This is a genomic window from Rathayibacter sp. AY1B7 (genome assembly GCF_002932735.1).
GTDB lineage: Bacteria > Actinomycetota > Actinomycetes > Actinomycetales > Microbacteriaceae > Rathayibacter.
The window spans coordinates 1-12,179 of the sequence record NZ_PSWK01000049.1 but is presented as its reverse complement, the minus strand read 5'-3'; the positions used below and the strand labels follow the sequence as shown (position 1 = coordinate 12,179).

The window sequence follows — 12,179 nt, the reverse complement described above, 5'->3', positions numbered from 1 at the left end:
GTCTCGACCAGCCCGATCCGCTTCGCGAGCGGCGTGGTGAAGGTGAGGGGGTCGGGGGACGGTCGCGGGGGTCGCTCGTCAAGGGAAAAGGTAGCGAGGCACCGTAGCGAGCAGGGCGCCCGCCGATGGATCGTGAGTATCTTCTCAGTTCTCATCGCGTCCCTCGCGCCCAGCGGCCGGAGCGCCACACTGGTCACCATGACCGGCGCCGCTGTCGACAGGACCTTCCAGGACGCCTCCGGCGTCGTCATCCACTACCGCTGGTGGCCGCACCCCTCGCCCCGCGCGATCGTGCAGCTGGCCCACGGGGTCGGCGAGCACTCGGGGCGCTACGTCGAGCTGGCGGAGGCGCTGGTCGCCGCCGGGTACGCGGTCGCGGCGGACGACCACCGCGGGCACGGCCGGACCGGCCTCGAGCAGCACGGCGGCGACTCCTCCCGGCTCGGACTGCTGGGGCCGGGCGGCCTGCGCGCGACCGAGGCGGCGATCCTCCGGCTGACGGAGCTGCTCGCGGAGGAGAGCCCGGGAGTGCCGATCGTGCTGCTCGGCCACTCCTGGGGGTCGCTCATGGCGCAGCGGATCGTCGACCACCACTCCGGCGCCTACGCCGCGCTCGTGCTGAGCGGCACGGCCTACCGCCTCCCGGGGCACATGAACGCGGGCGACCTGGCGAAGCGGCACCGCGTCGCCGGCGGTCTCGGCCTCGAGTGGCTCTCCCGCGACCCGGAGGTCTGGCAGCGTTTCCACGACGACCCCCTCACCTTCACCACGCCGCTCGCGAAGCGGATCGGGCTGGTCGAGACCCTGCGGCTGGTCGGCCGCCCGAAGCGCGGGCCCGAGCATCCGCTGCCCCTGCTGCTGGTCGTGGGCGCCGACGACACCCTCGGCGGCGAGCGGTCGGTGCGCGCGCTCGCCCAGGCCTACCGGCGGCGGGCCGGGTACACGGACGTCTCGGTGCGGGTGTACCCGGAGGCGCGGCACGAGCTGTTCCAGGAGCTCAACCGGGCCGAGGTCACGGCCGATCTCGTGGAGTGGCTGGGCGAGCGCTTCCCCGCCCCGGCTCGCGCCTAGGCTGGCGTCATGCATGGCGAGTACAAGGTCCCCGGCGGAAAGCTCGTGGTCGTCGACCTCGACGTGGTCGACGGGAGGTTCGCCGGGTTCCGCCTGGCGGGCGACTTCTTCCTCGAGCCCGACACGGCCCTCGACGACATCGATCGCGCGGTCGTGGGCCTCCCGGCCGAGACGGACGCGAAGTCCATCGCCGCCGCCATCCGGCGGGCGCTCCCGGCCGACGCGGTCCTGCTCGGCTTCACGCCCGAGGCCGTCGCGGTCGCGATCCGCCGCTCGCTGCAGAAGGCGACCAGCTGGCGCGACTACGACTGGCGCATCGTGCACGACCGGGCCGTCCCTCCCGCGACCCACCTGGCGCTCGACGAGGTGCTGACCGCCGCGGTCGGCGAGGGCCGTCGCGAGCCGACGCTGCGGATCTGGGAGTGGGACCAGCCCGCCGTCGTCATCGGCAGCTTCCAGTCGCTCCGCAACGAGGTCGACCTCGACAACGCGGCGAAGTACGGCGTCGACGTGGTCCGCCGCATCTCGGGCGGCGGCGCGATGTTCATGGAGGCGGGCAGCGTCGTCACGTACTCGCTCTACGTCCCCGGCGACCTCGTCCAGGGGCTGACCTTCGCCGACTCCTACGCCTTCCTCGACGAGTGGGCCGTCAGCGCGCTGCAGTCGCTCGGGATCGACGCGGTCTACCAGCCGCTCAACGACATCACCTCGCCCTCGGGCAAGATCGGCGGCGCCGCGCAGAAGCGCCTGGGCTCCGGCGCCGTCCTCCATCACGTGACCATGAGCTACGACATCGACGCCGAGAAGATGGTGCAGGTGCTGCGGATCGGCCGCGAGAAGCTCTCGGACAAGGGCATCGCCTCCGCCGTGAAGCGCGTCGACCCGCTGCGCAGCCAGACCGGGCTCAGCCGCGCCGAGATCATCGAGCGCATGAAGGCGACCTTCGTGCAGCTGCACGGCGGCGAGGCGGGAACGCTGACCGAGGAGGAGTACGCGGCGGCGGAGGAGCTGGTGCGGACGAAGTACTCGACTCCGGAGTGGCTGCGGCGCGTCCCCTGACCGGCGGGTCCGGGGCGGCGGTCGCCGGCGCGTGGACCCGGAGCGGTACGCGGCGGGCCGGACCGGCGGGCGCCCCTCAGCTCGCGAGGAGCTCCTGGTAGTCCGGGTGCTCGGCGATGAACTCGGCGACGAACGGGCAGGCCGGGACGATGCGCCCGCCGAAGCGCTCGTGCGCGTCGTCGAGGGCCGCCTCGACGAGGGTCTCGCCGAGGCCCTCGTGGCGGTGCTCGGGCGCGATCTCGGTGTGGAGGAAGACCACGTCGCGGCCGCGGACGGCGTAGTCCGCGACTCCGACGGTCTCGCCGTCGAGCCAGAGCGTGTAGCGGGACGAGTCCTCGTCGTGGCGCACCTCGGAGATCATCGCGCCACTCTACGCCGGAGCCTCCCCGGCATCCGTCGAGCGCGGGCGCGAGGCGCGGAGCGTGTCGCCGGGCTCGCGCGCACTGGCACAATTGCCGGGTGCCCAGGACGATCCAGATCGCGGACGGCGTCCCGGAGTCGCGGAGCGCGGTGTTCCACGCCGACAATCTCGAGGTCCTGCCGCAGCTGGCCGACGGCGCTTTCACCGTCGTCTACCTCGACCCGCCGTTCAACACGGGCCGGGCGCAGGTGCGCACCTCGACCACCTCGGTGCGCTCCACCACCGGCACGATCGCCGGCTTCAAGGGGCGCAGCTACGAGCGGATCCGCGGCGACCTGCTCCGCTACGACGACCGCTTCGACGACTACTGGTCGTTCCTCGAGCCGCGTCTGGCCGAGGCGTGGCGGCTCCTCGCCGACGACGGCACCCTCTACCTCCACCTCGACTACCGCGAGGCGCACTACGCGAAGGTGCTGCTCGACGCGCTCTTCGGCCGCGAGTGCTTCCTCAACGAGATCATCTGGGCCTACGACTACGGAGCGAAGGCCACGCGCCGCTGGCCGACCAAGCACGACACGATCCTCGTCTACGTGAAGGACCCGCGCGGCTACCACTTCGACTCCGCCGCCGTGGACCGCGAGCCGTACATGGCCCCGGGCCTCGTGACCCCCGAGAAGGCCGAGCGCGGCAAGCGGCCGACCGACGTGTGGTGGCACACGATCGTCTCGCCGACCGGCCGCGAGAAGACCGGGTACCCGACGCAGAAGCCGGAGGGGATCCTCCGCCGCATCGTGCAGGCGTCCAGCCGCGAGGGCGACGCCGTCCTCGACTTCTTCGCCGGCTCCGGCACGACCGGCGCCGTCGCGCACGCTCTCGGCCGCCGCTTCGTCCTCGTCGACGAGCACGCCGACGCGGTCGCCGTCATGCGCCGCCGCTTCGCCGCCCTCGACCCGGCGCCGCTCTTCCTCTGACGCGGGCCCTCTCGACTCCTCAGACGTCGCCGTCCTCGCTCGCCACCCCCGCGACTCCTGCGCACCGGCCGGCTCCCACTGTCCAGGAGTCGTCGCAGTCGAGTTCGGTCGCTCCCACTGTCCAGAAGGTGTCGCACTCGACATCGATCGCTCCGACTGTCCAGGAGTTGTCGCACTCGACGCCGACTGCGACAACTCCTGGACAGTCGTGGTGGGAGGCGCGCCTCCCCAGGTGCGGGATCAGGGGTTCGTCCACAGAATGCGGATCGCGGGAGACGGACGAGGATCACGGACCCCCAGAATCGCGGCATGTCCAGCACCGACCTCGGAGCCTTCACCCGGCGAGCGGCACTCCGCGCCGGGATGACGGACACCCGGCTGCGCACTCCCGCCCTGGCCAGCCCCTTCCACGGAGTGAGCACCCGGGTGGCGCCCGTCACGCACCTGGAACGAGCCGTCGCCTATCTGCCGCGGCTGCGGCCCTGGCAGCTCTTCTCCCACCTGACCGCGGCCGAAGCCTGGGGAGTGCCGCTCCCGGCGCGACCCGGCGAGGACGATCCGATCCACGTGTCGGCGACGACGCCGCACCGGCCCCCCAGGACCCGGGGTGTGATCGGCCACACCCTCACGGAGACGGACAGGGTCGAGCGGCACGGCCTGCCGGTGACGGGAGCGGTGTCGACGTGGATCGCGCTCGCGCCACTGCTGTCCGCCCGCGATCTCCTCGCGGCGACGGACCACCTCCTGTTCGAGCCGCGCTACCCGCGCCGGGACGATCCGCGTCCCCATGTCCGGCTTCACGAGCTGCAGGACCGCCTGGCCTCCCATCGGGGCCGGGGCCGACGCGGCCTGGCTGAGGCTCTGCGGCTGGCATCGACCGGAGCCGCCTCGCGGAGGGAGACCTGGCTCCGCGCTCTCGTCGAGGAGGCGGGACTGCCCGCGCCCGACGTGAACGCCGAGATCAGGATCGGCGGCCGACTGCTCGCGGTCGGCGATCTGGTCTTCGAACGGTGGAAGGTGGTGGCGGAGTACGACGGCGGCCAGCACCGGACGGACGACGCGCAGTTCTCACGCGATCGTGAACGGCTCCTGGCCCTGCACCTCGCGGGCTGGATCGTCGTGGTCGTCCGCGCGGAGGGTCTGACCCGGGGCAGGGCGCGCACGATCGCCGAGCTCCGTGCCGCTCTCGTGGCCCACGGCTGGCGACCGTGACGCACCCCGTCGACGGATCGACCCGCTCGTCCATCCCCGCCCCGCCGCCCGCGTCCGCCCCACCGTCCGGATCCGCCCGCCGGTCCGCATCCGATCGAGCACGCGGAGCCCTCCGACTACGCAGGAGTAGTCGCACTCGGCGTCGACTGCGACGACTCCTGGACAGTCGCGGGCCGGGGTCAGCTGCTGGCGCGGACGACCAGCGACGTCGGCATCAGCGTGCGGTGCTCAACGGGGAGCCCCTCGATGCGGGCGGTCAGCAGCTCCACCATGCGGGCGCCGAGCTCGTCGGGGAGCTGGCGCACCGTGGTCAGCGCGGGGACGGCGTTCCGCGCGAAGAGATCGTCGTCGAAGCCCACGACGGACACGTCCTCGGGGATCCGGCGGCCGGCCTCGCGGAGGGCGGCGTAGGCGCCGACCGCCATCTGGTCGTTCGCGGCGAAGACGCCGTCCAGGTCGGGGTCGCGGGCGAGGAGGCGGCGCATCGCCTCGGTGCCGCTCGCCGGCGAGAAGTCTCCCCACTCGACGAGGTCGTCGGCGAGGCCGGCGTCGGTGAGCGCGCCGCGCCAGCCGATCAGGCGGTCGACGCCCGGCGGCATGTCGGCGGGGCCCGCGATGGTGGCGATCCGGCGCCGGCCGCGCTCGATCAGGTGCGCGGTGGCGACGGCCGCCCCCTCCGTGTTGTCCACGTCGACGAAGTAGGAGCCGCGCTCGTCCGGCGAGAGCGGCCGGCCGCCGAAGACGATCGGCAGCGTGCCCGAGAGCGCCGCGTAGGAGTGGTCGCCGGAGTGGTGCGAGACCACGAGCGCGCCGTCGACATTGCCGCCGAGCAGGTACCGCCGCGTCTTCTCGCCGTCCGTCTCGGACGCGATCAGCATCGAGAGCGTGTAGTCCGTGTCGGCCAGGCGCATCGCGGCGCCCTGCACGATCGAGGCGAAGAACGGGTCCGCGAAGACGCGCGCGGTCGACTCCGGCACGATCAGCGCGATCGACTGCGTGCGCCGCGAGGCGAGCATCCGCGCCGCGTGATTGGGCACGTAGTCGAGCTCGCCGATCGCCTTCTCGACGGCGGCCACGATCTCGGCCGCCACCTGCGGGGCGCCGTTGACCACCCGCGAGACCGTCGCGCGCGAGACTCCGGCCCGCGCCGCGACCATCTCGAGGGTGGGGGAGCGGCCCCCGCCGCGGACGCCCGTCGGCTCGCTCACGGGTCAGTCCAGGATCGCCGCGGCGCTGCCGCCGAGCAGTCGGGAGTAGACCAGGCCCGAGTCCTTCACGATCCGCTCCTGCGTGTCGTAGTCGACGCGCACGATGCCGAAGCGCTTCTCGTAGCCCCAGGCCCACTCGTAGTTGTCGAGGAGGGACCAGACGAAGTAGCCGCGGACGTCGGCGCCCTGGTCGATCGCGTCGGCGACCTTCTCGACGTGGTCGAGCACGTACTGCGTGCGGTCCGCGTCGTGCACGCGGCCGTCCTCGACGACGTCGTCGTAGGCGGCGCCGTTCTCGGTCACGTAGAGCGGAGGGAGGTTCTCGTACTCCAGGCCCAGGCGGGTCAGCAGGTAGCGCAGCCCGTCGGGGTTCACCTCCCAGTCCATCGCGGTGCGCGGCAGCCCTCGCGACGGGAAGGTGATGAACTCGGAGCCGACCCAGGGGGAGCCGACCTCGCGGTCGGTCGCCTGGGCGAAGTCGTCGGCTCCGGCCGGCAGCGGATGCGCCGAGACGTTGTCGTCGTGGTAGTGGTTCACGCCGAGGAAGTCGAGCGGGAGCGAGATGAGATCGAGGTCGCCGTCGACGATCAGCTCGTCGAGCCCGAGCCCGGCGACGTCCTCGAGCAGGTCCTCGGGGTACTCGCCGCGCAGCAGCGGGTCGAGGAAGATCCGGTTCTGGAGGGCGTCGAAGCGGCGTGCGGCGTCGAGGTCGGCCTCGTCCTCGGGGTCGTCGGGGACGGCGTTCGAGAGGTTGAGCGTGATGCCGAGGTTCTGCGCTCCGAGCTGCCGGAGCGTCGAGACGGCCAGCCCGTGGGCGAGGTGCGTGTGGTGCACGGCGGCGAGGGCCTTCTGCTGCGAGATCACGCCGGGGGCGTGCACGCCCGCCCCGTAGGAGAGCAGGGTCGAGCAGAACGGCTCGTTGAACGTCGTCCAGTGCTGCACCCGGTCGCCGAGGCTCTCGTAGACGGCCTCGGCGTAGTCCCGGAAGCGCTCGGCGGTGTCGCGGTTCGCCCAGCCGCCGGTCTCCTCGACGGCCTGCGGGAGGTCCCAGTGGTAGAGGGTGAGCCACGGCAGCACGCCGGCGCCGAGCAGCTCGTCGACCAGGCGGGAGTAGAAGTCGAGGCCCTCGGGGTTCACGGCGCGGTCGCCCGGCTTCACGCGCGCCCAGCTGACCGAGAAGCGGTAGGAGCCGAGCCCCAGCTCCTTCATCAGCCGCACGTCCGCCGGCATCCGGTGGTAGTGGTCCACCGCGACCTCGGGGGTGTCGCCCTTCGCGACCGCTCCGGGGACGCGGGAGAACGCGTCCCAGATGCTGTCCTCCTTGCCGCCCTCGTGGCCGGCGCCCTCGATCTGGGCGGCAGCGGTCGCGGATCCCCAGAGGAAGCCGGCGGGCCAGTCGCGGACGGCGAGCCGGTCGGCGCGGGCGATCTGCTCCGAGAGGCTCGGGGTCGCGGGGGAGGGGGTGGGGGCGGCGCTCATTGCGGACTCCTTCGGCAGCGGTCCGACCATCCTAGAGCCCCGGTGGAGCGCTCTCTCGCTCCGGAACGCGGGACATCGCGCCCCGGACGACCGCGAGGCGCCGCCTCCCCGTCCGGACACCGCAGCGAGGGCGGTGTCCGGACGGCGGAGGCGGCGCCTCGGAGGGGAGGAGCGGAGCGCAGGACGCGGTCCGTCGGCGCTTCCCGATCAGGCTCGGTGGGCGCCGTGCCCGTCGCGCGGAGGAGCGGTGCGGATCGAGTCCGTCCGGACGTCCGGCTCGATGCTGCCCGCGGCCAGGTCGGCCCCGGCGCGCGCGGCCAGCTGCGGGTCCGTGCGGCGCAGCTCCTCCGCGCTGTCCTCGGCCGCGAGGTCGTGCGCCTCCTGCATGGCCGACTTCGCGCGCAGCGGCGGGGTCTTGAGGAACCACGAGAGCACGAAGGCCAGCAGGACCACGCCCAGCGCGACCTGGAACACGGTCACGGTCGCGTCGTTGAACCCGGTCAGGAACGGGGCCGACAGGGCGCGGTCCGCGGTGTTCAGGAACGAGGTGTCCCCGTCGAGCGCGGAGCCGATCGCGGCGGTGTCCTGCGACTGCAGCAGCTTCAGGATCCCGGCGTTGGCCGGGTCCGCGGCGACGGCGGGGTCGGTGGCGGCCCGCTGCAGATCCGCCGCGAGCGCCGGGTTCTTGAAGGCCGCGGCGATGGTGTCGGGGATCCGGCTGAACAGCACCGAGAAGATCACGGCGGTGCCCAGGGTGCCGCCGATCTGGCGGAAGAACGTGGAGGCGCTGGTCGCGACTCCCATGTTCGCCACGTCGACCGAGTTCTGCGAGGCCAGGGTGAGGGTCTGCATCATCTGCCCGAGCCCGAGGCCCAGCATCAGCATCCCGCCCATCATGAAGATCACCGGCTTGTCGATCGTCACGAAGGTGAAGTAGAAGAACGCGGCCGACATCAGGAACGTGCCGACGATCGGGAAGGCGCGGTAGCGGCCCGTGCGCGAGATGATCTGACCCGAGACGATCGAGGCGATCATCAGGCCGAGGATCATCGGCAGCATCAGGAAGCCGGACTCGGTCGGCGTGGCGCCGTTCACCAGCTGCAGGTACAGCGGGATCGCCATCATGCCGCCGAACATGCCGAAGCCGACGAGGACGCCCAGCACGGTCGCCATCGAGAAGGTCGGCGAGCGGAAGAGCTTGAGGGGGATGAGCGCGTCGTCGCCCATCATCCGCTCGGCCGCGATGAAGCCGATGACGCCCAGCGCGCCGACGATGTAGCAGACCCACGCGATCGGCGAGCCCCAGCCCCACTCGCGGCCCTGCTCGGCGATCAGCAGCAGCGGTCCCGCGGCGATGACGACGAGGGAGGCGCCCCACCAGTCGATCCGCACCGAGCGCTTGCCGGCGGGCTTGGGCAGGTGGAGGAACCGCACGACGATGAAGAGCGCGACGGCGCCGATCGGGAGGTTGATCAGGAAGACCCAGCGCCAGCCGGTGATGAAGAGGATCTCGGGGGTGCCGGCGAGCAGGCCGCCGATGAGCGGTCCGACGACGCTGGAGATCCCGAAGACGGCCAGGAAGTAGCCCTGGTACTTGGCGCGCTCGCGCGGGGGCAGGATGTCGCCCATCACCGTGAGCGCGAGCGACATGAGCCCGCCGGCGCCGAGGCCCTGCACGGCGCGGAAGCCCGCGAGGCCGAGCATCGAGGTCGAGAAGCCGGCGAGCGTCGAGCCGATCAGGAACAGCACGATCGCGATCAGGTAGAGCGGGCGGCGTCCGAAGATGTCGGAGAGCTTGCCGTAGATCGGCGTCGCGATCGTCGAGACGATCAGGTAGGCGGTGGTCACCCACGCCTGCTGCGAGAGGCCGTCGAGGTCGTCCGCGATGGTGCGCATCGAGGTGCCGACGATGGTCTGGTCGAGCGAGGAGAGGAACATCCCTGCCATCAGGCCGAAGATGACGAACAGGATCTGCCGGTGCGACATCACGGCGCCGGACGGCGTCGAGGTCGGAGCGGATGGAGCGGAGGCGGAGTCGGCCACGGTGGTCCCCTTGTCTGGCGGACGCGTCCAGGCACGGCGATCCGCCGCAAACGTTGCGTGCTGCGCAAAGTTACACCGCGTGCGGAGAGCGCGACAGAGCGTCCGGCGAGCCTGAACGGGATCTCAGGGCCGCCGTGCCGGGGCCGTGCCTCAGGCCGGAGCGGGGACCGCCTCGTCCGCCCAGCCGGCCTCGCGGAGCGCTGCGCGGGCCTCGGCTCGGGCCGAGTACGGCGTGCGCACGCCGAGGATGTCGCGGTAGTTCTGGTGCCCGGGGCCGGCCCAGAGGATGGCGTCGCCCTCGTGCGCCAGGGACACGGCGACGCGGATGGCGCGCTTGGGGTCGTCGACCTCGTGGATCTCGGCGTCCGGACGTGCGGCGCGGGCGGCCTCGACGAGGGTGCGCCGGATCGAGGCCGGGTCCTCGAAGCGCGGGTGGTGGTCGGTGACGATCAGCACGTCGCTGCCCAGGACGGCGGCTTCGGCCATCGCCGGGCGCTTGAGCGCGTCCCGGTCGCCGTCGGCGCCGAACACCATGACCACGCGGCCGGGAGTGACCTCGCGGACGGCCTCCAGGGTGCGGGCGAAGGCGTCGGCGCTGTGTCCGAAGTCGACGTACACCGTGGGGCCGCGGTTGCCGGAGACGCGCTCGGTGCGGCCGGGGAGGGAGGCGTCCACTCCGCCGTCGCGGTGCACCGCGGCGCGGATCTCGCCGATCGGCCGACCGGACTCGATCAGCATCACGATCGCCAGACCGGCGTTGGCGGCCATGTGGGTGCCGATGATCGGCACGGAGGTCGTGATGGCACGGCCCTCGCGGTTCCCGATCCGGAAGCGGGTGCGGCCGAACTCCTGCTCGAGCACCGTCACGGTCCAGTCGGCGTCGACGCCCGGGAGGGAGGTGATCGTGGTGACCGGCACGCCGGCGACCTCGACGAGGCGCGCGCCCGCGGGGGAGTCGAGCGAGACGACGGCCCGGCGCGCGCGATCGGGCTGGAACAGCTGGGCCTTCTCGTCGAAGTAGGTGTCCATGTCGCCGTAGTCGTCGAGGTGGTCGTGGCTGAGGTTCGTGAAGCCGGCGACGTCGAAGACCACGCCGTCGACGCGGTGGCGGGTGAGCGCCTGGGCGCTGACCTCGATCGCGGCGGCGCCGACGCCCTCCTCCTCCATGCGGGCGACGAGCGCGTGCAGCTCCGTCGCCTCCGGGGTGGTCAGGCCGCTGGTCACCGAGGTGTCGCCGATGTGGCGCTCCGCGGTCGAGCTGAGGCCGGGCACGACGCCGAGCTGGCGGAGGATCCCCTCGAGCATGTGGACGGTCGACGTCTTGCCGTTGGTGCCGGTCACGCCGAGCAGCACGGGGGAGCGCTCGGCCGTCCCGTAGACGGCGGCGGCGACGGCGCCCAGGCGGGAGCGGGGGTCGTCGACCACGAGGACGGGCAGACCGGTCGCGCGCGCGGCGTCGGCGCCCGCGGTGTCGGTCAGCACGGCGGAGGCGCCGCGGGCCACGGCCTGCTCGACGAACTCGGCCCCGTGGCGGTTGACCCCGGGCAGGGCGACGAAGAGGTCGCCGGGCTCGACGTCGGAGGCGATCAGCGTCACTCCGCTGATCTCGGCCGTCAGGCCGCCCTCGTCGCCGATCTCGAGCGTCCGAGCGAGGGCGGCGAGAGGGACGGAGGGTGCGGTGAGGGGTCGGAGCATGGGGTCCTTCCATCGACGGCTCCGTGGGGGGCCGTGCAGCCGAGGGGGCGGTCGCACGCGGAGTCGTGGCTGTCACTCAAGCTAGGGGGTCTGCTTATGTGAATCCTTAGAGGATATGCGCGACCCGCGTGGAGGGGCACGGGTGGACAGAACCGATCGCCGGTGCTTCAGCAGATGCGCAGGAACGGGTCTGTCTAGGCTCGGAGGATGACGTCGAACGAGAACGAGCCGACCGATGGGCGCCCCGTCCGCCGCCGAGCCCTGGTCATCGGGGGTGTGGCCGCCGCGGCGGGCCTGACCGCGCTGGGGGTCGGAGCCGCCATCGGGAACGGAGCGCCGGCGCCCTCGCCGACCCCCTCGACGGCGCCGCCCGCTCCGTCGCCCTCCGCGGCCGCGACCACCTCGACGCCCACGGCGGTGCCGACCGCCACTCCGACTCCCACACCCACTCCCACCGCCTCCGGGATCGACCTCACCGCGCAGTCCGTCGGCGACCCGGCGAGCACCTGGGTCGTCGTCAACAAGCTGCGGACGCTCGCGCCGGTCGACTACGTCCCCGCCGACCTGACCTTCCCCGACGTGCCCTACGTCAACCGGCAGCCGATGCGCCAGGCGACCGCGGACGCCCTCGTCCCGCTCTTCGCCGCCGCCCGCTCCGAGGCCGGCCTCTCGCTGGCGGTGCAGAGCGCCTACCGCTCCTACGACACCCAGGTCAGCGTCTACGCGGGCTGGGTGTCCTCGCGCGGGCAGGCGGGAGCGGATGCGACGAGTGCGCGCCCGGGGCACAGCGAGCACCAGACCGGCTGGGCGGTCGACGTGGTGGGAGCGTCGGGCGCGTGCGCGCTCGAGATCTGCTGGGGCGACACTCCGGAGGGGCAGTGGGTCGGCGCCAACGCCCATCGCTTCGGCTTCCTCGTGCGCTACAAGCCCGACGCCACTCCGATCACGGGGTACGAGTCGGAGCCGTACCACCTGCGGTACGTCGGGACCCAGCTCTCCGGGTACCTGCACGACTCCGGCATCGAGACGCTCGAGCGCGCCTTCGGCCTTCCGGATGCGCCCGATTACGCACCGGGGACC

At 72.6% G+C, this 12,179-nt stretch carries 10 protein-coding genes; 5 read left to right on the top strand and 5 right to left on the bottom strand.

Going from position 1 to position 12,179, the window contains the following annotated elements; translation table 11 throughout:
• Positions 1-198: 198 nt before the first annotated feature.
• Both C5C95_RS16520 and C5C95_RS16515 read left to right on the top strand, forming a co-directional pair.
• Positions 199-1,071: an alpha/beta fold hydrolase gene (locus C5C95_RS16520; RefSeq protein ID WP_104233159.1), complete on the top strand. Its 873-nt coding sequence runs from the start codon at positions 199-201 to the stop codon at positions 1,069-1,071.
• A gap of 9 nt (positions 1,072-1,080) precedes the next feature.
• Positions 1,081-2,130 carry a biotin/lipoate A/B protein ligase family protein gene (locus tag C5C95_RS16515; protein ID WP_104324877.1) on the top strand — a complete coding sequence of 350 codons (1,050 nt, stop codon included), beginning with the start codon at positions 1,081-1,083 and terminating at the stop codon, positions 2,128-2,130.
• A 76-nt stretch (positions 2,131-2,206) separates the two neighbouring features.
• On the opposite strand, the gene C5C95_RS16510 is transcribed toward C5C95_RS16515, so the two are convergent.
• The gene (locus C5C95_RS16510; protein WP_104233160.1) at positions 2,207-2,491 is read right to left on the bottom strand and encodes a GNAT family N-acetyltransferase; all 285 of its coding nucleotides are present in this window, start codon (positions 2,489-2,491) and stop codon (positions 2,207-2,209) included.
• 98 nt (positions 2,492-2,589) lie between these two features.
• On the opposite strand from C5C95_RS16510, the gene C5C95_RS16505 reads away from it, so the two are divergent.
• The gene (locus C5C95_RS16505; RefSeq protein ID WP_104225160.1) at positions 2,590-3,462 is read left to right on the top strand and encodes a site-specific DNA-methyltransferase; all 873 of its coding nucleotides are present in this window, start codon (positions 2,590-2,592) and stop codon (positions 3,460-3,462) included.
• A gap of 309 nt (positions 3,463-3,771) precedes the next feature.
• Entirely contained in the window at positions 3,772-4,674 is a 903-nt protein-coding gene (locus tag C5C95_RS16500; protein WP_104324876.1) for a hypothetical protein, read from the top strand.
• Positions 4,675-4,853: 179 nt separating this feature from the next.
• Here the strand turns inward: C5C95_RS16500 and C5C95_RS16495 are convergent, their stop codons facing one another.
• The 4 genes from C5C95_RS16495 to C5C95_RS16480 all read right to left on the bottom strand — a co-directional run bounded on the left by C5C95_RS16495 (position 4,854) and on the right by C5C95_RS16480 (position 11,099).
• On the bottom strand, positions 4,854-5,831 hold the full coding sequence (locus tag C5C95_RS16495) for a LacI family DNA-binding transcriptional regulator (RefSeq protein WP_104225165.1): 978 nt from the start codon (positions 5,829-5,831) through the stop codon (positions 4,854-4,856).
• A gap of 54 nt (positions 5,832-5,885) precedes the next feature.
• Positions 5,886-7,361 (bottom strand): GH1 family beta-glucosidase, encoded by a 1,476-nt coding sequence (locus C5C95_RS16490; RefSeq protein ID WP_104324875.1) that lies wholly within the window; start codon positions 7,359-7,361, stop codon positions 5,886-5,888.
• Positions 7,362-7,568: 207 nt separating this feature from the next.
• The gene (locus tag C5C95_RS16485; RefSeq protein WP_104226227.1) at positions 7,569-9,347 is read right to left on the bottom strand and encodes an MDR family MFS transporter; all 1,779 of its coding nucleotides are present in this window, start codon (positions 9,345-9,347) and stop codon (positions 7,569-7,571) included.
• Between the two features lie 207 nt (positions 9,348-9,554).
• Positions 9,555-11,099: a Mur ligase family protein gene (locus tag C5C95_RS16480; RefSeq protein ID WP_104324874.1), complete on the bottom strand. Its 1,545-nt coding sequence runs from the start codon at positions 11,097-11,099 to the stop codon at positions 9,555-9,557.
• A 207-nt stretch (positions 11,100-11,306) separates the two neighbouring features.
• Between C5C95_RS16480 and C5C95_RS16475 the strand changes: the two genes are divergently transcribed.
• Positions 11,307-12,179: D-alanyl-D-alanine carboxypeptidase family protein (locus C5C95_RS16475; RefSeq protein WP_104324873.1), on the top strand; the 873-nt coding region annotated here is incomplete at its 3' end.